Raw genomic sequence first — 20835 nt, 5'->3', positions numbered from 1 at the left:
AGAGGACTGGCGCTTCAGATCAACCGCCAAGCACGCTCAGCGCGCCAAGGTTTTATTTTCTCAAGTGGTCGAATCCGGAGCGGCGTGGAAGCGGGCGAGGTGAGCCCAGCTCGGTGAGCTGGATGCCTCGACCGCGCACGATGCGGCCGACTTCGACGAGCCTCAATTTCTTCCGAAGGGCCGGCAGTTTCCGCTTCGGGACGGTCAGAAGCAGCGCGTAGTCTTCGCCGCCGCCCAGTGCCAGCTCCATGCCGTCGGGAAGACGGCGAGCCGCCTTTCCCAGCGGAAGCGAGCTGCATTCGACGACCGCGCCAACGCTGCTCTCGGCGCAGATGTGCCCGAGATCCTGGAGAAAGCCGTCGCTGACGTCGATGGCGGCGGATGCAAACGGCGCCACCAGCAAACCTTCGCGGACCCGCGGAACCGGACGGCGCTGCGCGCGCGCCGCGACCGGGGACGGATAGGAGCGCAGGCCGGCGGCGGCGTCGCCAAGCGACCCGATGACCACCAGCGCGTCACCGGGACGCGCACCGGCGCGCGACAGAGGGCGGCGAGCCTCGCCGAGCGCCGTGATGGTCACCGACCATTCCGCGGCGGAGGTGACGTTGCCGCCGATCAGCGCGCAACGCGATTTGCGCGCCAACGACGACATCCCGCGGGAGATCCTCTGCGCGATCTGCACCACGCGGCTGCTCGCGGGGATGCCCAGTGCGCAGAGGAACCACCGCGGCCGCGCGCCCGCGGCGGCCAGGTCGGACAGGTTGACGGCCAGGGCCTTCCACCCGACGTCTTCCGGCGAGAATCGGCGGAGATCGAAATGGACGCCCTCGATGACCGCGTCCGTGGTCGCGACCAGCTGCATGCCGGGAGCGACGGATACCGCCGCGCAGTCGCTTCCCGGGCCGAGGCGAACCCGGTATCCACGCGGAAATGGCTTCAGGAATGCGGCGATGAGGTCGAATTCCGAGCTCAATTGCGCGGCATCTCGAGCGCGCTTCCCGGAGGTTCGATGGGCACGATCAGCGTGAACGTCGACCCCTTGCCGAGCTCGCTCTTCAACGACACTTCGCCGCCGTGTGCTTCGATGTAGCTGCGGACGATCGAGAGCCCCAGGCCCGCTCCCCCGTACTCGCGCGACGCCGACGAATCCGCCTGGAAAAACGTCTCGAACACCTTGGGCTGCATCTCCGGCGCAATCCCGATGCCGTTGTCCGTGACCACGATCTGGAAGTAGCCGGAGCTGCCGAAGGGCCCCGCCTGGGTGGGCGGCCGCTCCGCGGGACCGGCCTGGATGAGGATCTGGCCGCCTGCCGGCGTGAACTTGACCGAGTTCGAGAGCAGGTTCACGACGCACTGCCGGATCTTGTCGCCGTCGACGGTGATCGTCTTCACCGTGCGCGAGACCTCGGACTTGAGCTGCAGGTTCTTCTTCAGGCTCTGCGGAAGCACGCTCTCCATCGCGCTCTGCACGATCTCGTCGAGGCTGGTCTGCTTGCGCACGAGTTGCACGCCGCGGGCCTCGATGCGGGAGAGGTCGAGGATGGAGGAGATGAGCCGAAGGAGCGACTCGCCCTTCTCCAGGATCGTCTTCAGATAGTCCTTCTGCTCGTCGTTCAGATCGCCGGCAAGTCCGGCCAGAAGCATCTCGCTGTAGCCGATCACCGAGGTGAGCGGCGTGCGTAGCTCGTGGGAAACGGTGGCGAGGAAGTTGGACTTCAGCCGCGAGAGCTCCTGCAGGCGCTCGAGCGCGTCGGAGAGCTTCTTGTTCTTCTCCTGCACCTCCCGGTAGCTCTCGGTGACGCTCTCGATGTGAAGCTGGCTGGAGATCATCGCCTTGTGCGAGGTGAAGACGAGCACGTCGACCAGCTTGGCGAAGTGCTCGAGGATGCGGCGGACGGTGGTCTCCGGCGCCCTGCGGATCCGGTCGATCAGCTCCTTCGCCTTCTTCAGGTCGAACTCGCCCTGCAGCGCTTGCAGCTCGGCGCCCAGGTCGCCCACCTCCTCGGGCATGAAGGGACCGAAGATGATGCGACCGAGTATGTCGCCCTCGTAGAGGATGGGCATCATCAGATAGCGCAGACCGCTGAAGCAGTTGCGGACCGCGAGCGCCGGTTGGGCGTTGGGCGCTTCCAGCGGCCGCACCTTGATGTGCGTCACCGTCTCGGTGCACAGCCGGCGGCCGTTGGGGCCGGTGAACATGTAGGCGCAGAAGTCGCCGGAGGCGACCTTCATGTCCACGAGCTTCGTGCCGTTGGCGTCGAAGACCTTGAGGCCGACCTTGTAGAGGTCCACGAACGTGCGACAGACGTTGGTGAAGCTGGTCAGATCGAGCAACTCGCCCAACACGAGCTGCTTGTGGATGACGCTCTCGGCCACCTCTCAGGCTCCGTCCGTTCCTGTCTTCCCGGAGGGCGGATCGACCAGACAGCGACGGACTTCCTCGACGAACGCGCGCCGATCGAGCCCGATCTTCTGCGAGAGCATGTAGACCTTGTCGACGTGCTCGAAGGTGAGGTCGACGAGGCCCAGGAACGTCTCCAACACTCCCTCGCCGCGCACCGCCACCGCCTCGAACACGGGCTGCTTGTTCTCGCGGCGCATCTTCTCGATGGCCTCGTCGGTGGAGGCGTCGCCCAGGTCCTTCTTGTTCCACTGGACCACGTTCGGCATCGACTCGATCTCGAGGCCGTTCGCCTTCAGGTTCTCCACCATGTTCAGCCAGTACTTGTAGTTCTCCTGCCGCTTGGAGGGCTGGCTGTCGGCGATGAAGGCGATGGCATCGGCGCCCTGCAGGACGATCCGCCGCGTCGAGTTGTGCATCACCTGGCCTGGAACGGTGAAGAGCTTCAGCTTCACCTTCAGGGTGCCGGCGGTGAACACCAGGGGCAGCGTGTCGAAGAACAGGGTCCGGTCGTCGGCCGTGTCCAACGTCATCAGATGCCCCCGTAGCTGCGGCTGGATGCGCTGGTAGAGAGCGCGGAGGTTGGTCGTCTTCCCGGAGAGGCCGGGGCCGTAGTAGACGATCTTGAGCGTCAGCTCGCGTTGGCCCGTGTTGAACTGCACGCTGCGGTCACCCGTCCCGACACGCCTGCCCGATGGGCCTTCGCGCGGTCCCCGGCCTTCGCCCGCCATCACTGCGGGTGAAGAGTTCAGTACCGGGTAGTTTCTCCTGAACACACGATGCCGCCAAGAGTCTTTCCGGCCGCCTCCGGACGGCGGGGTAAGCGCAGCTACGCTCCTGTCGCACCTTTACAGGGTTCGCCGGTCCAGAAGTCCGCCGCTTCCGCAGGGCTGCGCAGGATGCGGCAGCGGGGCAGCGATTCGATGAATACCCGCCCGTACCCTTTTCGGCTCATGCGCGCGTCGAGGACGGCGACGATGCCGCGGTCGCTCGAGCTGCGTATGAGCCTGCCGAATCCCTGTTTCAGCGCCAGCGCCGCCTGGGGTAGCTGGTAGCCGTAGAACGCGTCTTGCCCTTCCGCGCGGAGGCGCTCGATGCGCGCGGCGACGATCGGTTCGCCCGGGGAGGCGAACGGCAGCTTGTCGATCACCACCAGGCTCAGCGCCTCGCCGGAAACGTCGACGCCCTCCCAGAAGCTCTGGGAAGCGAAGAGCACGCTCGGCCGATCGCGGAAGCGCTTGAGCAGCTGCGCCTTGGGCGCCTCGCCCTGTAGCAGCACCTGCCAGGGCAGCTCGGCGGCGAGGAGCGCGTGCACCGCGCGCATGTTGCGCAGCGAGGTGAAGAGCACGAAGGCGCGTCCGGACGTGATCGGTAACAGCTCGCGCAGCTCGCCGGCGACGGCTTCCGGGAAGGCCGAATCCTGTGGGTCGGGCATGTCGCGAGGCAGGTAGAGGGCGGCGTTCGAGGCGTAGTCGAACGGCGAGGCCAGGACGTGCGACTCGAGCGGAAAGAGGGGGCCGGAGTCGTCCGAGAGGCCGATGCGCTGCGCGAAGTATTCGAGGTGGCCGGCGACCGCAAGGGTTGCGCTGGTGAAGACCACCGGCCCGATGCGGTCATACAGCTTGTCCTGGAGCAGGCCTTTGACGTCGATCGGCGAGGCGTGGAGGAAGAGGTGCCCGGCGCGCGACTCGGCCCAGTGGATCAGATCGGGGCGGCGCTCGGTCTCCGAGAAGAGCTCGAGGTCGGCGCCGAGCGCAAGGCAGCGGCGCTCGATCAGCGCGAGCTCCTCGTCTCCGCTGCCCGACACGGCGGCGCCGAGGGCGCGAACCAGCTCCGCGAGCCTGGTCCGCTCGGCCTCTGCGGGTTGGAGCGCGCCGCGCAAGAGCGGCCAGCGCCCTTCCTGCGACGACTCGAGCGCCACGTCGAAGAACTCGCGCCCTTCCCGCATCAGGCGCGCCGCCAGCCCCGCGGCCTCTACCCGCGAGGAATGGGCCGCGAGGCTCTTCAGGGCATCGCGGCCGAGCTCGCCGACGCGGAAGCTGGAGAGCTGCGCGCCGAAGTGCTCGGTCGCGACCTCCTCGACCGCGTGGGCCTCGTCGAATACGACGGCGTCGTAACGCGGAAGCACCGCCGCTCCGGCGTCTCCCGCCGAGGAGGTGCGCAGGGCCAGATCGGCGAAGAAGAGATGATGGTTGACGACCACTACGTCGGCGTCCGCTGCCTCTCGCCGCACGCGAAAGACGAAGCAGCGATCGTAGTGCTCGCACTTCGTTCCGATGCATTGGTCCGCGCTGGCAGAGAGATCGCGCCAGGAAGCGAGGTTCTCCGGCAGGTCGCTCAGCTCGGCGCGGTCGCCCGTCTGCGTCGTCTCCGCCCAGGCCGCGATGCCGTCGAAAACCGCCGCTTCCTCCCGCACCGCAAAGGTCGGATTGCGCAGGAAGCGATCGAAGCGGAGCAGGCAGAGGTAGTTCTGGCGGCCTTTCAGGAAGGCGACCTTCGCGTCGACCCCGAGGGCGCGCAGCAGGGGAACGTCCTTGTCCGCGAGCTGCTCCTGCAGCGTCTTCGTGGCCGTGGAGACCACCACCTTGAGGCCGCTGCGGGCCGCCGGAAGCAGGTACGCGAGCGTCTTGCCGGTGCCCGTGCCCGCCTCGACCAGAAGCGCCCTGCCGTGCGCGAGCGCGTCCTCCACCCGCGCCGCCATCGCCAGCTGCGGGGGGCGCGGCTCGTAACCGGGCAGCACCCGGGAGAGCGCGCCGCCCGGCCCGAGCACCTCGCGCAAGGAATCGGACATGCGACCGTTCTACCGCGCGAGCAGGGCCAGCGGCACGGGTGAAAACGAGAGCGCGAACAGCAGAAGACTCGCGCCGACCCACGCCCGGCGGACGCCGTCGATCCGCTCCTCGGGTTCGGCGAGGCGCGGGTGCATGCCGAGGCCCAGGCCCATCAAAAGGCCCCAGAGGATCCAGCCGGGAAACGCGGTGAACACGCCGAGCGCGAGCAGCACCGCCGAGAGCGGCGGCCCGAACAGGCTGTGCAACCTGGGCGAGGCGCCGAAGAGCACGTGGCCGCCGTCGAGCTGCCCGAGCGGCAGCAGGTTCAGCGCCGTGAGCAAAAAGCCGAACCAGCCGGCCACCGCGATGGGGTGGAGCGCGAGCGTCTGGCCTTCCGGCAGTGTGCCGACGACGAGCTGCTGCACCAGCGACATGCCCAGCGGGTAGCCGAGATCGAAGGCTTCCCGCGGGGACGGCCAGGTTCCCTGCTGGAACCACTGAAGGAACGCCTCGAAGAGGGTCCAGCGCGGCGTCTCCGGCTCCACCGGCACGACCGTCGACCAGCGCAGTCCGAGCACCAGCACCGGGATGGTGGCGACGAAGCCGGCGATCGGCCCTGACGCGCCGATGTCGATCAGAGCCCGCCGGGTACGCGGCAGCGACCGCAGGCGAATCACGGCTCCCAGCGTTCCGATCACCGAGAGCAGCGGCGCCGGAATGAAGAATGGCCAGGTCGCATCGACGCCGTGCTTTCTGGCGAGGAAGAAGTGCCCCATCTCGTGCGCGAGCATGATGAAGAGCAGCGCGAGCGCGAACCCCAGGCCGTGGCGCAACATCTCGGCGCGCGACGGTTCGGGCATCTGGGTGTCCTTGAGCGCGCTACCCGCGAGGAACGCGGAGGCAAACGTCAAGAGGAACAGGAAGATGTTGAGCAGCGGCGGCCGGAGCGCGCCCAGGGTACCTGGGCCGGGGGGCGGCGGTGGAAGCAGCGTCTCTTCAGCGCCGGGGACCGGTTCCACCTGACAGCCATTCCCACGCTTCGCGGAGCAGATCCAGCCCGAATCTCCGCTTGCCCTGCAGCCGGCGCGAAAGTGCACGGTGTGCGCGGGCTTCGGCGCGGCGTCCAAGCAGCGAGAGGGAATTGGACAGGTTGTCGTGGAGGTCGGCAGTGTGGACGCCGTGCGACAGCGCCGCCTCCCAGTTGCGCACCGCATCCTCCAGCCGGCCGCATTCCGCCAGCGCGACGCCGAGGCCCTGGAGCGCGTCCGTGTCTTCGGGCCGCTCTCGAATCGCCTTTTCGAACCAGCCGATCGCCTCCGCGTGGCGCTTCTGTCGCACCAGCGCCGTCCCCATGCGCTCGAACGCCGGCGCCCACTGCGATTGCAGCTTCAGCGCGGCGGCGATGCGGCCTTCGGCCGCCACGGCGTCGCCCTGTGCCAGATCGATCTCGGCGAGCGCGAGGTGGGCCTTGAAGGCGGAAGCATCGATGGCCAGCAGCTTCTCGCATGCCTCGCGCGCCGCGGTCAGCGGGCCTTGGCCGCCGAGTGCGAAGTCGAGCGCGAGGGCCAGCAAGCGCTCCTGCGCGTCGGCGAAGCGAGGGTCGCGGCGCATTGCCTCCAGATACGGCTCGAAGCTGCGGCGCGGGTCGGGCACGCGCACCCCCATCTCGTGGGCCGCGCTCATGTCGCGTCCGCGCAGATAAGCAAGGTACGCTTCCACGTCGCGCGTCGGCCAGGCGAGATTCGGCGGCTCCTCCCCGACGGCCCGGGCGATCTCCACCGCCGCCTCGTCGAGCGCGGAGAACAGCTCGCTGCGGGGCCTGAGGACCACGTGATCGAGCGCCAGCTGTTTCTGCGGCGAGTCCACCAGCAGGATACGGATGCGCACGCGGTCGGTCAGCTCGGCGCAGCCGTGCAGCACGAACTCGGTGCCTTCGGGCAGGCCGATGTGGCAGGCCTCCTCCAGCGTCCACGGTTGCGACGCCACGACCCAGCCATGACCGCGCACGCCGTCCTCGCCCTCGAGGGGACCGTCGGCGGTGAGCTGCGCGAGGTTCGCGTTCAGTCGGGGCGGCTCGGTGAGGCGCTCCGCCAGCGTCCTCGCCAGCGAGCGGGCGTAGACACCCTGCGCGGCATCGAGCATCCGCCCGCTGCCGTCGAGCGGCACGGTGAACGGAAAGACCATCATCTGCTTGGCCACGCGCACCCCCGCGCAGGCACAAGTCTAGTGCCGGGGACCGGGCGCGGCCTGTGCGCAAGCGCACAGATTTGAACAGGCAAAAGCGTAGTCGCAAAGCCGCCTTCGGCGGCCGCGACTAGCGTCTGGCAACGGGCGCGGCCGGCGGCACCGGCGGCGGGCCCTCGGGGTCGAACTCGACGATGCTGCCGCGGTTGATCCACAGCCAGAAGAACGGCTTCTGGGCCTCGCGGTCCCTTCCGAAGACAGTGTCCCCGGAAGCGCCCTCAAAGGGCTTGCCCATGCCGGCGAACATCGCCCTCAGCTCGTCGCGCGACTGCGGGCGCCGCTCCTCGATCGTCCGCTTGAGGATGCCGGCGGCGTCGAAGGCGTGCGCCTCGAGGAAGCCGGGCGCGCGCTTGTACGCGCTGCCGAAGTCGTCGACGAACTTCTTCGTCGCCGGGCGCTCGGAATTCGCGAAGAAGACGTCGACGAAGATGCTGCACTGCACGTAGCGGGCGACGCCCGAGCGCTCGTCGACCAGGTCGGGCGAATCCCAGAGGCTCGTCCCGAGGAGCTGCACGGTGCGCAGCTGCTCGTTCTTGGTCGTCCGCTTCACCACCTCGAGCTCGCGCGTATCGCAGCCGGTGGTGATCACGTCCTCGGCGGCAATGGAGGGAGCGATCAGGCGGACCGTGCGCGCCGCGTCGGGAATGAAGATCGCGTCGAAGTCGACGATGGGCGCCTGCTGGTTGCGGAGCTGGCTCAGCGCCTTGCGGCGGCGGTATGGATCCTTGATCTCCCGGGTGATCTTTTCCGCCTCCTGCGAGAACTGCTGGCGCTCCTCGAGGTCCGCCGGGGAGCGGCCGACCATCCGTTGCACGAACGGCTTGAAGGTGGTGGTGCGCAGCGGATAGTGCTCGAACGCGCGCACTTCGCTGCCTCCGGCGTCCACGGCGTCCCAGAAGTAGTGCGCCATCTCGTCGCCATAGGCGGAGTCGGGTTGCAGGATTCCGAAGCTCTTCGCGTTGAGCTTTTTCTGCGCGTACTCGGCCACCGCCTTGGCCTGCGCATAGGAAGTGGGCATGTCGCGGAAGATGTACTCGCCGAGCGCCGTGAGCCCGTCGGCGCGGGAGAGCGAGATCATCGGAATGCCGAGCTGCTGAGCGCGCGTCGCCGCGGCCAGCCCTTCGGCGATGCCGAGGGGCCCGAGGATGGCGATAACCCCGCGCTGGGCAAGCTGCTCGACCGCCTCGGCCGCGGCGTCCGGCTCGCCCTTCGTGTCGACGATCTCCACCTGCACCTTGCCGCGGCCCTGCAGGTCGAGGGTGAGGGCGATCCCGTTGAGCGCCTGATCCGCGAATCCCTTCAGGTCTCCCGTCAGCGGCAGGACGATGCCGATGAGATTGGGGCGCACTCCGCTCCCTTGCGCGGCCTGCTGCACTGCGCGGGCGCCGTCCGCGTACGCGCCCTGCGACTGCGAGGCGAGCACGTCGCGCGCCAGGTCTGAGGCGTGGGCGCGATCGCCCATGTGAAGCTGGATGCGCGCCAGCTTGAGAGCGGCGGCGGGCCAGGCGGGAGATCCGCGATCCAGATCGGCGACGAACCTGGCGACGTCCTGCGCGGGGGCCGCCTCGAGGGCATGCTCGTAGTCCTTGCGCCGCGTCTCGCGTTCCGCCGGCGGCGCTGTCTCGAAGACGCGCGCCGACCAGCGCATCGCCTCTCCCCATTGGCCGTTGCGCGCGTACGACTCGGCGAGAGCGGCCGCCGCCTGGTTCTTTTCCCTGTCGCTCATCTGCGAGGTGTCGATCGGCGGCAGAGGCGGTGCGGGTTGCCCCAGCTTCGTCTGGACGGAGGCCAGCTCGACCACGGCCGGGTTCCGGAACGGCGAAGAAGGGCGCTGGTCGAGGAACTCCTGCAGCGCCGCCTGTGCCTCCTGCAGCTTGCCCGCTTTGGACAGCGACTGGCCGCGGCGGAAGACCGCTTCGTCGAGCAGCTCGCTGTCGCGGTAGCGCTGCGCGAAGGCGCCGAACTGCTGCGCCGCAGCGTCATAGCGGCCCTGGTCATAGGAGGCCTTCGCGACGTTGAATTCGGCCCGGGCAGCCTCCTCGTACGGCACGTCCTGCCCGTTGATCCTGACCGTGCGCGCGGGAGCGCAGGCGAAGAGGAACAGCAACAGGACCGCGGTCATCCTCTGCATGGCGAGCTGCCTTGTACCGCGTTCCTTTGTCATCCGCTGCTTCACAATTCCTGGACGTAGGCGCCCTTCGGCGGCGCGAAGTGGAAGAGCGAGTCGGACAGGCCTTGATCGATCTTCGCGTCGGTGAACACGATCTGGTTGATGTCGCCCTGGGGATTCGTCACCACGCTGGCGAGGACCTGACCGTCCCTGGCGACGACGAAGAGCAGCTTCTCGATGCCCGGCATCGCCTTGATCGGCGTCAGCTCCAGCGCGTCGCCCTTCGGAAGGCCGTCCGGAGCCGGCACGGCGCGCGGCGAGAAGTCCTTGAGGAGGTTCCCTTTGCCCCACAGGAACGTAAAGGCGCTGCTCAGCTGCTCCCCGCCGAAATCGCGCTTCACCTGCACCTCCTGCTCGTCGGGCCGCCAGATCCACAGCGTGCGGTCCTCGATGTAGAGCGTGCGGCGGTCCGGCTTCGCGTAATCCCAGCGGACCCTGCCGGGCTTCTTCACCTGCACCACGCCTTCCGATTCTTCGACCCGGCCGATGGCGACGTACGTGTAGTGCTGCCGGAAGCCGGCGGAGAAGTCCTTGGTCTGCGCGTAGAAGGCCTGCACGCGGCGGGCGATGGCGCGGCCGGGATCCTTCGCGGGGACGGCGAGGAGGAGAGCGGCGACGAGGGCGGTCATGGAAGTTGGACTCGTGTCAGCGGCCGGCCTTCATCCGGCGGGCGAGCCTGGCGGCGAGCAGGGTGTAACGGTCCCGAAGCTGAACGCGCGCCTCCCCGGAAAGATCTCCCGGTTGGCCGAGATGGCGGCGCCGGGCGTCCGCCAGCCAGGCCAGGGCAATGCCGGCGGCGACACTGACGTTGAAGCTCTGCGTGAACCCCGCCATCGGGATGCGGAAGGTGCCCGTGCAGGCACGAACCGTCGCGGGCGATGGTCCTTCGTGCTCGTTGCCGAACAGGAGCGCGACCGGCCGATCGGCGGGCAATGTGGTGTAGAGCCGCCCGCCGGCATCGAGGTGACCAGCCCAGACCTCGTAGCCGTCCGCGCGCAGCTTCTCCGCGGCCGTCTCACCGCCCGGATGCGCCTCCACGTCGATCCACTTGTGCGCATCCTGCGTCACGCGCCGATGCGCGACCGCGTCGCCTGCCGCGTGCGCGACGACGTGCGCCCGCGAAAGGCCCAGCCCTTCGGCCGTGCGCAGGATGGCGGCGGTGTTGTGCGGATCGAGCAGGCGATCGAGGACCACGGTCACGCTCTGCAGCCGCGCGTCGACCACCGACTGGATGCGCGTCCTGCGCTCCGTGGTGAGCAGCGACCAGAAGAACTGCGCCGGGCCGCTTTCCGGCGCATCGCAGCAGTCCTCGCGCAGGACCTCCTCCGTCAGGCCCCGCGGTCCGACCAGATCTGCCGGATCGACCGGCCTCACCGGACCTGGCCACGGGCGCGGCGGACGGCGGCGACTCACGTGCGCGATCTCCGAACTTTGTCGGGATGCGAGTCGCGCTCGAGAGGAGTCGGCATCGGCGCGGCGTCCAGCGCCCGCACGGTCGCGTCGAGCAGCGCATCCAGTCCTTCTCCGGTGGCGCCCGAAACCAGATGGACGCCGATCCTGCGGCGCTTCAGCTTGCGCTGGAGCGCTTCTGCCCGCTCCCGTGCTTCCGGGATGTCGATCTTGTTCGCCGCGATGACTTGCGGTTTGCGCCCGAGCGCCGGATCGAAGAGCTCCAGCTCCCGGTTGATGGCGTCGAAGTCGGCGACGAGATCGCGATCCTGCGCTGCGTCGACGAGGTGGATGATCGTCCTGCAGCGCGCCATGTGCTTGAGGAAGCGATGTCCGAGGCCGGCGCCGCGGTGCGCGCCTTCGATCAGGCCCGGCAAATCGGAGAGCACGAAGCTGCGGCCGTCCTTGTACTGGACGACCCCGAGGTGGGGCTGAAGCGTCGTGAACGGGTAGTCGGCGATCTTCGGCCGCGCCCGGGAGAGGCGGGAGACCAGCGTGCTCTTGCCGGCGTTGGGAAAGCCGACCAGGCCGACGTCGGCCAGCAGCCGCAGCTCCAGGCGCACCCGCTTCTCCTCGCCCTCGGTGCCCGGCTGCGCGAAGCGCGGTGCTTGCAGGGTGGCCGTGGCGAAGTTCATGTTGCCGAGGCCGCCTCTGCCGCCTTTCGCCAGCACCCACCGGCGGCCGTTCTCGCGCAGGTCGGCGACCACCTCGGCGGTCTGCGCATCGCGGACCAGCGTTCCCGGGGGCACCTTCAGCACCATCTCCGGCGCTGCATGGCCGTTCTGATCGCGACCGCGGCCGGGCTCGCCGTTCCTTGCCCGGTACTCGCTCTTGAAGCGGAAGTCGAGCAGCGTAGTGAGCCGCTCGTCGGTTTCGAGGACGATGTCGCCGCCGTTGCCGCCGTCGCCGCCCGAGGGCCCCCCGCGCGGGACGAACTTCTCGCGGCGGAAGGCCACCGCGCCGGCGCCCCCGTCGCCGGCCTTCACCAAAATCTCCGCTTCGTCGATGAACTGCATGGCGTTCCGGCGGCCTGTGCCGGACCACCGCGGCGCGGGCCTTACGCCTGAGCCTGCGCCTTGGCGGGCTCGACGTGCACGTAGACGCGATCGCCGCGTCCCTTCTGGTACTTCACGTTGCCCACGACCACCGCGTAGAGCGTGAAGTCGCGGCCCATCTCGACACCGCGTCCGGGATGCACCCGGGTGCCGACCTGGCGAACGAGGATGTTCCCTGGCACGACCGCCTCGCCGCCGAACACCTTGATGCCCCGGTGCTGTCCCGGCGAGTCTCGCCCGTTGCGCGAGGACCCCTGACCTTTTTTGTGCGCCATCGCTTTGCGTCCTTTAGCTCGAGATACCAGTGATCCGGAGCTCGGTATACGGCTGGCGGTGCCCTCGGATCCGGTCCCAGCCCTCTTCCTGTGTGCGGAAGTGCCAGAGCTTGCGGCGCTTGCCGTGCGAGACCACCTCGGCCCGGACGCTGGCTCCGGAGACGAGCGGAGCCCCCAGTTTCACGTCCGCGCCCTCGCCCACCAGCAACACCTCGAGCTCCACCTTGGCGCCGACGTCCTGGGCAAGCTTCTCCACCTTGAGAAGGTCGCCTTCCTTGACCCGGTATTGCTTTCCACCCGTCCTGACGACTGCGTACATCGGAGATCTCCTGGCTTTCCGGCTTGGAACCGGCCCGGCGGGCAGGGAAGTCCCGCCGCCAGGCGCGGAAAGGAACGGGCGATCTAGCGGGTCGGAGTCATGGAGTCAAGCTATCGCCCTTCGGGCGGGTTTTCGCGCCTGACCAGCGCCGCAAGCGTCCGCTCGTACGGCGGACGCGCCACGCCCCACTCGGTGACGATGGCGGTGATGTAGCGCGAGGGCGTCACGTCGAAGGCTGGATTGAAGACGTGCACGCCTTCGGCGGCGACCCGCGATCCGGCGAGGTGGGTGACCTCGGAAGGCGCGCGCTCCTCGATGGGGATCTCGCGCCCGCTCGAGGCGCGCAGGTCGACAGTGCTCGTCGGGGCGGCAACGAAGAAGGGCACCTGGGCGGCGTCGGCAGCCAAGGCGAGCGGATACGTCCCGACCTTGTTCGCCGTATCGCCGTTGCAGGCGATCCGGTCGGCGCCGACCACCACGCAGCCGATCCTGCCGCTCGAGAGCAACGAAGCGGCCGCCGCGTCCGGCAGCAACGTGACGGGAATGCCGTCCTGCAGGAGCTCCCAGGCGGTCAGCCTCGCTCCCTGCAGCCAGGGGCGTGTCTCGTCGGCGAACACCGCGCACTTCTTCCCTGCCTCCAGTGCGGCGCGAACCACGCCGAGCGCGGTGCCGTATCCGGCGGTCGCGAGCCCTCCGGCGTTGCAGTGGGTGAGGATTCCACGTCCGTCCGGCACCAGCGCCGCTCCCTGGCGGCCGATGGCCCTGCAGGCAGCGAGGTCCTCCGCCAGCACGCGGTCCGCTTCGGCACGCAACGCCTCGAACGTCCTGGGCTGCACCGCCGACAGGCGCTCCACCGCCCAACGCAGGTTCACGGCCGTCGGTCGCGAATCGAGCAGGGCGCTGCGGGCCTCGGCGAAATTCTCACCGGACCGAACTGCCAGCGCGAGGCCGTAGGCCGCGGCGCAACCGATGGCGGGAGCGCCGCGCACGATCATCTCCCGGATGGCCTGCGCGGTCTCGCGCGCGGTGCGCGCCTGGACGATCTCGACCTGGGCGGGAAGCCGCCGCTGATCGAGCAGGTGCAGTGTGCCGTCCTCGAACCAGAGGGTGCGGAAGCTCATCGCAGCAGGAGCTCCATGCAGAGCACTCCCGGGGTGCCGGAGTACGGAGGAATGGGGTGGAATCCCATCGATGTGTAGAGCGCGACGGCCTCCGCCATTCTCTCGGCGATGGTGTCGAGGACGACGCGCGAGAAGCCCGATTCGCGCCCGTGCGCCACTGCCGCCAGGGCGAGAGACCGCCCCAGGCCGGTGCCTCTCGCGCCCGGCCGCACATATAGGCGCTTCATCTCGGCCGTCGCGGCGTCGAGGGGGCGGAGCGCGACGCAGCCCTGCCCCGGAGCGAGCAGCAGCGCGCCGCGGGGTGGACCATAAGCGCCGGGGAGACTCGCGAGCTCCTCGTCGAATCCCTGGAAGCACGGGGTGAACCCGAACGATCGCCAGTATTCGCCGAGCAGAGTCCGGACCTCGTCGAGATGAGGTCCGCTGCGGTCCACGGGCACGAGCTGCATGAGTCGATTCTAGTCGCGGCCGCCGAAGGCGGCTTGGCGACTATTTCTGAGACTGTACACCTCATGAGATTCGCCCTAGCCCCGGCCGGGCCGCGTCGCCCTCACCGCAAGCCACGCGAGGAACGTCGCGAGCAGCGCCGGTCCGCCCAGCGAGGCGACCAGCGTCGCTCCTTCGCGCGCGGCCTGCTCCACCAGCCGGGGCTGCCGCGCCCCGCCTGGCGTCACCAGCGTCGCCGAGGTGCGCTGCACGATGTCCCTCACGGCGAAACCGAGAGCGAGCCAGGCGAGGGCGAGCGAGAGCAGCAGCACCCATTTCAGCCAGCGCCGCGTCTTCGGCGCGGAGAAGGCGAGCGCGCCCGCGAGCGCGAGCGAGAGGAGCAGGAAGGTGGCGAACACTGCCGGCACGGGCCGAGACTACTTCGCCTTCTCCAGTGCGTCCGCTTCCGCGACGAGGCGCCTCCCGGAGCTGCGGCTCGCGCTTGGGAGTCGACCTGCAGCCGGCGAGCAGGAGGGCGAGGGCAATCGCTTGCGCATCAGCCGAGCTTCTTCCGGAACAGCGTGTTGAGGACGCCGGGGTTTCCCTTGCCTTTGAGCTCCTTCATCGCCTGGCCGACGAAGAACCCGAGCAGGTTGGTCTTGCCGCCTTTGTACTTCTCCACTTCTCCCGGGTTGCGCGCGATCACGGCGTCGACCACGGCTTCGAGCGCGCCTTCATCGGAGACCTGGGCAAGGCCCTTCCGTTCGACGATCCGCTGGGGCGCTTCCCCGGTCCGGATCAGCTCGCCAAGAACCTCTTTCGCCGCCGTCGAGGAGATCGAGCCTCCGTCCTGCAGCTTCCACACGTCCCGGACCAGCGCCGGGTCGAACTTCAGCGCTCCGAGATCGGCTTCGTTCTCGTTGACCGCTCGGGCCAGCTCGCCGACCACGAACAGCGCCGCGCGCTTCGGATCTCCGCCGATGCGGCGATGCGTGTCGACGAGGCGCGGATCGCTCACGATCGTGCGGGCGTCGGCCTGTGGAACGCCAGCCGTGATGAGCTCGTCGGCGATCGCTTGCGGAAGCTTCGGCACCTGGACGGTGTCGAGCAGCTCCTGCGATACGACCAGCGGCGGGAGATCCGGTTCGGGAAAGTAGCGGTAGTCGTTCGCCTCCTCCTTGCTGCGCATCGGGCGGGTCACGCTCTTCTCGTTGTCGAACAGCCGCGTCTCCTGAGTCACCTTGCCGCCGCTCTCGATCAGCTCCACCTGGCGCGCGATCTCGTAGTCGATTGCCTGCCGGACGAAGCGAAAGGAGTTGATGTTCTTGAGCTCGACCCGGGTGCCGAGCTTCGTCGCCCCCTTCGGGCGGACGGAGACGTTGGCGTCGCAGCGGAACGACCCTTCCTCGAGGTTGCCGTCGTTGATCCCGAGATAGATCAGGGCCAGGCGGATCGCCTTGAGATATTCGCTCGCCTGCTCCGCCGAACGCAGCTCCGGTTTCCCTACGATCTCGATCAAGGGTACGCCCGAACGGTTCAGGTCGACCTCGCTGCCGCGCTCGGTGTGGATGTTCTTTCCGGCGTCCTCCTCGAGGTGGATGCGCTCGAGGCCGATCTTCCCCAGTCCGGGCACCGGGACCGCGCCGCCGGAGCAGATGGGCACCTCGTACTGCGAGATCTGATAGCCCTTCGGCAGGTCCGGGTAGAAGTAGTTCTTGCGCGCCCAGATGCTGCGTCTGGCGATGGTGCAGCCGAATGCCTTGCCCGCCTTGATCGCCATCTCCACGGCGGCCCGGTTCAGCGCCGGCAACGCGCCGGGCAGCCCGAGGCAGACGGGGCAGACCTGCGTGTTGGGCGGCGCGCCGAACTGCGTCGAGCAGCCGCAGAAGATCTTCGACCGCGTGAGCAGTTGTGCATGGACTTCCAGGCCGATGACTGGCTCGAAATCAGCGACCGGCATGTCAGCGGCCCTCCAACACCGGCGGCAGCGGGCAGTCGGACGGCTCGGCGGCGCGGGCGATGCGGAGCAGAGTCTCTTCGTCGAACGGTCTGCCGATCAACTGCAGGCCGATCGGCAGTTTCCTCGAATCGAAACCACAGGGGACGGAGATGCCCGGAAGCCCCGCCAGGTTCGCCGGGACCGTGTAGACGTCGTTCAGGTACATCGCAAGGGGATCGTCCAACTTCTCGCCCAGCTTGAACGCCGTCGTCGGGCTCGTCGGCGACAGCACCGCGTCGACGGTTGCGAACGCCTGGTCGAAATCGCGCCGGATCAGCGCCCGGACCTTCTGTGCCCGCAGATAATACGCGTCGTAGTACCCGGAGCTGAGCGCATACGTTCCCAGCATGATCCGGCGCTTCACCTCCGCGCCGAATCCTTCGGCCCGCGTCTTCTCGTACATCTCGAGGAGCTGGGTGGCCTTGGCCCGGTGACCGTACCGCACGCCATCGTAGCGAGCGAGGTTGGACGACGCTTCCGCCGTCGCCACGATGTAATAGGTGGCGATTGCATGCGGCGAATTCGGCAGCGAGATGTCGCGGATCTCGCACCCGAGGCTGCGCAGCTTCTCGACACCGGCGCGCACCGCGCGCTCCACCTCCGGTGCCAGGCCCTCGCCGAAATACTCGCGCGGCACGCCGATCCGCAGACCGCGCACGCCCCGGTCGAGACCGGCTGCGTAGTCCGGCACCGGGCGCGGCGAAGAGGTCTGGTCGTCGTTGTCGTGGCCCGCCACCGCGCCGAGCAGGTACGCCACTCCGCGCACGTCCTGGGCAAACGGCCCGACCTGATCGAGCGAGCTGGCAAACGCGATGACGCCGAACCGCGAGACGCGCCCGTACGTGGGCTTCATCCCGACGCACCCCACGAGCGCCGCGGGCTGCCGGATGGACCCGCCGGTATCGGTGCCGAACGCGCCGGCGACCAGGCGCGCGGCAACCGCGGCCGCGCTGCCACCCGAGGAACCGCCCGGCGTTCGGGACAGGTCCCACGGGTTCATGGTCGGACCGAAGGCGCTGTTCTCCGTGGAGGAGCCCATCGCGAACTCGTCCATGTTCAGCTTGCCGACGATCACCGCGCCGGCCTGCTTCAGCTTGCGGACGACCGTCGCATCGTAGGGAGGGACATAGCCCTCGAGGATCCTGGACCCGCAGGTGGTCTCGACGCCCTCCATGCAGAAGATGTCCTTGAGCGCGAGGGGAACGCCGTCCAGCGGACCCAGCGGCTTGCGGCTCGAGCGGCGCTGCGCGGAGGCCTTCGCCGCGGCCCCCGCCTCGTCGGTGGTCAGACGAAGAAACGCGTGCAGCCGGCCGTCGACGGCGCGGATCCGGGCGAGCGACGCCTCGAGCAGCGCTTCCGGCGACACCGCTCCGGAGGCGAGCGCGTCGGAGATCTGCGAGAGCGGAAGGAGGTCGATCTTCACTCGATGATCCTCGGCACGAGAAATGCCTGCCCGTCATGCTGCGGCGACTGCGAAAGCACCTTCTCCCGAGGCAGGCACGGGCGCGGCTCGTCCGCCCGCATGACGACGCCGGCCTGCGCATCGCCGGCGAAGGCGAGGGGCTCGACGCCGCTGACGTCCACCGCCTGCAACCGCTCGATGTACTCGAGCACGTGCGCGAGCTGCGCGGCGAAACGCTCTTCCTCTTCCGGCGACAACGCCAGGTGGGCCAGGCGGGCGACGTGCCTCACCTGGGCGCGATCGATGGCCACGGTGCTGCTCCCTACGGCTTGTTCGCCGACTTGAACCAGTTGAGCACGGCGTCGATGACCCGGTGCGGCTCGGAATGCGCATGGAGGAAATGCCACGTCGCTTTGTCGAGGAACGCGCCTCCGCAGGCCGGGCAATGGAGGATGCGCACGCCGCCGGCGTCCTCGGGCACCATCAGCGCCCCGCACTGGGAGCAGCGCCCGGCGTGGAGCGCGCGCAGCGCGTCCTTCTCGCTCTGCCGCAGGCGCTTCTGCTCCTCGTAGTGCAGCTTGCGCAGGCGCTCGGCGTTCTCGCGCGCGAAGTACTCGTCCTCGAAGTTGCTCGGCCTCTCGATGGTCATCTCCAGTCCTTCTGATTACTTCCGCTCCGCTGCGCCGCCGAGCTGCTCCAGAAGGGCCTGGGCCCGCTCGTGCTGCGGGGAGAGTCGTAGCGTCTCCTTCAGCTCCGTACGCGCGCTGCCCTCGTCCTTGAGCGCGAGGTGGGCGAGTGCGAGCCGGTAATGGATCCGCGCGCTCTGCGGGCTCGCCGCCAGCGCCGCCTTCAGCTTCGGCAGCGCCTTCTCCGCGCCGTCGTCCTCCTGCAGGAGCGCAAGGCCCTCGATCAGCGCCACCCGCGGCTCGTCCTTCACCTCCTTGAGGTACCTGCTCATGCTCGAGGGCAGCCGCTTCGCCCGGTAGTAGTCGGCGAACGCGAGTTGCACGTCGGGCGAGCCCGCGTTGGCCTTGGCCGCTGGAGAGAGCAGATCGAAGGCGGCCTTCACCTTGGTCTTGGCCTGCGCCTGCAGTTGGGCGGCGCGGGGATCGTCCGCGTTCTTCTCCGCGATGCGACTCGCCTGATCGGCGAGGGCATCCGCCCACTGGATCTCGACGCGCGCCAGCGCCGCGGTTGCTTCCGGAAAGCGCGCCCTGGGGCCGGCGACGTCGAGCGCATCGCGCGCCTTCGTCTCGGCGCTGGCGATCGACGCGAGCGAATCTTTCTCGGCCTCGGCCTGCGCCGCCGAGAGCGTCTCGACCGCCGCGGCCGGCGGAGCGCGGCGCCCGAGCTTGCGGTATGCGACGAGTCCGCCGCCAACGGCCAGGAGGAGCACGAGACCCGCCGCGACGCCGACGAGCAGGGCCCGCGGCGGCGCCCGGTCGAAGGTTCCAGCCTCGCGCCCCGGCTCTCCGGCGATCTCGTCACCTTCCGCTGCCGGCGGCGCCTCCGCAGGCGCTTCGGCGGCGGGGCCGTCTGCCTCGCCGGCTGAAGGCGGCGGCGGCATGCCATCGATCGCTGAAGGCTCTTCCAGCGCAGGTTCAGGCGACGCAGGCGGTTCCGCGAGCGCAGCCGGCTCCGGCGTCGGCACCGCCGCGGCAGGCGCTGCCTGGATCCTGGGTTGCGGCGCACCGAACATCATCGTCGATCGCGCTGCGTCTGCCGCCTTGGCGGCAGGTTTTGGACCTCGGGCGGGCACTGGCGGAGGCACCGACTTCGCGGGCGACTCGCCAAACACCATGGTCCCGCCGGCGGCTGGCTTGGAAGGAACCGGCGCCTTCTTCGCGGCGGCCGGCTGCGAAGGCAGGTTCGCCGTCGGAAACATCATGGTCCGGCCCGCCGCCTCCTCGGATGTGGGCGGTACCCGCGCGGCCGGCGACCGAGGCGGCCTCCCGGCCCCGGCAGCCTGTGGCGGTGGTTTCGCGGGGGACGGAATGCTGTTCGGAAGAGGAGGCGCAGCGAAAATTGCGGTCGCGTTCGGCCGGGGCAGCGTCTTCGGCGCGGGCGGAACAGGTTTCTGCGGAGGCTCTGCCGCGGCTGCCCCCGGCGGCATTACCCTGAAGACGTTCTGGCACTTTCCGCAGCGCATGCTGAGGCCTTGCGGGCCGATCCGCGCGTCGTCGACGCGGTAGCGGGCCTGGCATTTGTCGCAACGGACTTCCATGGAGGCGCCCCCGTGCGGACGGTGACCTATAGGATCGGCACTGTAACCTGTAAAGCGGCGGTATCAGACCCGGCCGTACCCGAAAAGTTGACGGAACAGGGGTCGCTCTTAAAGTCGCCGCGGGCGCATCCGCCAGCAACGGTGGTCGTGCGCCCGGGAGGTTCGGATGGGGCGCAAGGGGAAAACCGTGTCGGCGCCGAAGGGTGCGAGCTGGAACAAGCCGGTCGCCGGAATCCTCCTGGCGGGAGCGGCGCTGCTGGCCATCCTGGCGCTCTCGTCGTACCGGCCTCGCGGCCTCACCGGCAATTGGGCCGGGCCCGTAGGGTACGGATTCGCAGGCGGGCTGCTCGAAGTCATCGGGGTCGGCGCCTACGCGATGGCGATCTTCTTCCTCGCCGTTGCCTGCGCGCTGGTCGTCGGACGGCCGCGGCTGTCGTTGGCGCGCGCCGGGTCCTGGTTGACGTTCTCGCTGTGCGCCATGGGTCTGCTCGACCTGACTGCGCACGCGCGCCTCCAGGGCCACCCTGCCGGCGGCGCAGTGGGAGCGATGCTCTCCTTCGCAGCGCGATCGGCGCTTTCCGTTCCCGGTGCGGCGGTGCTGCTCTGTGCGGTCGGCGGCGCGGCGCTGGTCGTGGCGACGGATCTGTGGGCGCTGCACGCGGCGCGTGGCGCCGCGAAGCTCGGAGTCGCCGGAGGAGCGCTGGCGGTGCGCGGCGCCGCGGCAGCGATTGCGAAAGCGCGGACGGTCTCGTTCGGCGACGAAGCCGATCTGTTCGCGGGCGACGATGCGCGCATCGTCGAGCCGCGGCGGCAGACGCCGCGCCAGGCAGCGCTCGACCTGGTGGTCGCGCCGGCCGACGAGCCGCCCCAGGATCCTCGCGAGCCGTTCGACGATGGACGGCGGAAGAGAGTTTCTCTCCCGCCCGGCGCGTCACGCCCGATGCGGTCGGAACCGCCTCCCGCCGGATCGGCGGGCGTC

The 20835-nt window shown here is 69.2% G+C and carries 21 protein-coding genes; 1 reads left to right on the top strand and 20 read right to left on the bottom strand.

The window, feature by feature from the left end:
- Positions 1-52 precede the first annotated feature (52 nt).
- The 20 genes from thiL to E6J58_09700 all read right to left on the bottom strand — a co-directional run bounded on the left by thiL (position 53) and on the right by E6J58_09700 (position 19856).
- The gene (gene thiL, locus E6J58_09795) at positions 53-973 is read right to left on the bottom strand and encodes a thiamine-phosphate kinase (GenBank protein TMB38116.1); all 921 of its coding nucleotides are present in this window, start codon (positions 971-973) and stop codon (positions 53-55) included.
- Positions 970-2376: a histidine kinase gene (locus E6J58_09790; GenBank protein TMB38115.1), complete on the bottom strand. Its 1407-nt coding sequence runs from the start codon at positions 2374-2376 to the stop codon at positions 970-972. Before E6J58_09790 ends, thiL begins: the two co-directional genes overlap by 4 nt.
- 3 nt (positions 2377-2379) lie before the next feature.
- Positions 2380-3063: an MglA protein gene (locus E6J58_09785; protein TMB38114.1), complete on the bottom strand. Its 684-nt coding sequence runs from the start codon at positions 3061-3063 to the stop codon at positions 2380-2382.
- Between the two features lie 167 nt (positions 3064-3230).
- A complete protein-coding gene (locus E6J58_09780; GenBank protein TMB38159.1) occupies positions 3231-5102 on the bottom strand; it encodes an ATP-dependent DNA helicase in 1872 nt (623 codons plus the stop codon).
- A gap of 99 nt (positions 5103-5201) precedes the next feature.
- Complete coding sequence (locus E6J58_09775; protein ID TMB38113.1) at positions 5202-6191, bottom strand: site-2 protease family protein; 990 nt, start codon at positions 6189-6191, stop codon at positions 5202-5204.
- Entirely contained in the window at positions 6169-7371 is a 1203-nt protein-coding gene (locus tag E6J58_09770; protein ID TMB38112.1) for a hypothetical protein, read from the bottom strand. Before E6J58_09770 ends, E6J58_09775 begins: the two co-directional genes overlap by 23 nt.
- A 115-nt stretch (positions 7372-7486) precedes the next feature.
- Positions 7487-9580, bottom strand: a complete 2094-nt coding sequence (locus tag E6J58_09765) for a tetratricopeptide repeat protein (GenBank protein TMB38111.1) — start codon at positions 9578-9580, stop codon at positions 7487-7489.
- Between the two features lie 8 nt (positions 9581-9588).
- The gene (locus tag E6J58_09760; GenBank protein ID TMB38110.1) at positions 9589-10215 is read right to left on the bottom strand and encodes an outer membrane lipoprotein carrier protein LolA; all 627 of its coding nucleotides are present in this window, start codon (positions 10213-10215) and stop codon (positions 9589-9591) included.
- A 16-nt stretch (positions 10216-10231) separates the two neighbouring features.
- Entirely contained in the window at positions 10232-11008 is a 777-nt protein-coding gene (locus tag E6J58_09755; GenBank protein ID TMB38158.1) for an RNA methyltransferase, read from the bottom strand.
- The gene (obgE, locus tag E6J58_09750; GenBank protein ID TMB38109.1) at positions 10996-12051 is read right to left on the bottom strand and encodes a GTPase ObgE; all 1056 of its coding nucleotides are present in this window, start codon (positions 12049-12051) and stop codon (positions 10996-10998) included. Before obgE ends, E6J58_09755 begins: the two co-directional genes overlap by 13 nt.
- A gap of 41 nt (positions 12052-12092) precedes the next feature.
- On the bottom strand, positions 12093-12365 hold the full coding sequence (locus tag E6J58_09745; protein TMB38108.1) for a 50S ribosomal protein L27: 273 nt from the start codon (positions 12363-12365) through the stop codon (positions 12093-12095).
- Between the two features lie 13 nt (positions 12366-12378).
- The gene (gene rplU / locus E6J58_09740) at positions 12379-12684 is read right to left on the bottom strand and encodes a 50S ribosomal protein L21 (protein TMB38107.1); all 306 of its coding nucleotides are present in this window, start codon (positions 12682-12684) and stop codon (positions 12379-12381) included.
- Between the two features lie 110 nt (positions 12685-12794).
- Entirely contained in the window at positions 12795-13805 is a 1011-nt protein-coding gene (gene mtnA / locus E6J58_09735) for an S-methyl-5-thioribose-1-phosphate isomerase (protein TMB38106.1), read from the bottom strand.
- A complete protein-coding gene (locus E6J58_09730; protein TMB38105.1) occupies positions 13802-14254 on the bottom strand; it encodes a GNAT family N-acetyltransferase in 453 nt (150 codons plus the stop codon). Before E6J58_09730 ends, mtnA begins: the two co-directional genes overlap by 4 nt.
- 75 nt (positions 14255-14329) lie before the next feature.
- Positions 14330-14659, bottom strand: a complete 330-nt coding sequence (locus E6J58_09725) for a hypothetical protein (GenBank protein ID TMB38104.1) — start codon at positions 14657-14659, stop codon at positions 14330-14332.
- 128 nt (positions 14660-14787) lie between these two features.
- Complete coding sequence (gene gatB, locus E6J58_09720; protein TMB38103.1) at positions 14788-16191, bottom strand: Asp-tRNA(Asn)/Glu-tRNA(Gln) amidotransferase subunit GatB; 1404 nt, start codon at positions 16189-16191, stop codon at positions 14788-14790.
- A gap of 1 nt (position 16192) precedes the next feature.
- Positions 16193-17653, bottom strand: coding sequence for an Asp-tRNA(Asn)/Glu-tRNA(Gln) amidotransferase subunit GatA (gatA, locus tag E6J58_09715; GenBank protein ID TMB38102.1), 1461 nt, complete (start codon positions 17651-17653; stop codon positions 16193-16195).
- Complete coding sequence (gene gatC, locus E6J58_09710; protein TMB38101.1) at positions 17650-17943, bottom strand: Asp-tRNA(Asn)/Glu-tRNA(Gln) amidotransferase subunit GatC; 294 nt, start codon at positions 17941-17943, stop codon at positions 17650-17652. Before gatC ends, gatA begins: the two co-directional genes overlap by 4 nt.
- An 11-nt stretch (positions 17944-17954) precedes the next feature.
- A complete protein-coding gene (locus E6J58_09705; protein ID TMB38100.1) occupies positions 17955-18281 on the bottom strand; it encodes a hypothetical protein in 327 nt (108 codons plus the stop codon).
- Positions 18282-18296: 15 nt separating this feature from the next.
- Positions 18297-19856: a tetratricopeptide repeat protein gene (locus tag E6J58_09700; protein TMB38099.1), complete on the bottom strand. Its 1560-nt coding sequence runs from the start codon at positions 19854-19856 to the stop codon at positions 18297-18299.
- Between the two features lie 166 nt (positions 19857-20022).
- Between E6J58_09700 and E6J58_09695 the strand changes: the two genes are divergently transcribed.
- Positions 20023-20835: hypothetical protein (locus E6J58_09695; protein TMB38157.1), on the top strand; the 813-nt coding region annotated here is incomplete at its 3' end.

This window comes from Deltaproteobacteria bacterium (assembly GCA_005879535.1).
In the GTDB taxonomy this organism is placed as follows: domain Bacteria; phylum Myxococcota; class Myxococcia; order Myxococcales; family 40CM-4-68-19; genus 40CM-4-68-19.
The sequence above is the reverse complement of the archived record's forward strand: the minus strand, read 5'-3'. Positions and strand labels throughout refer to the sequence as shown.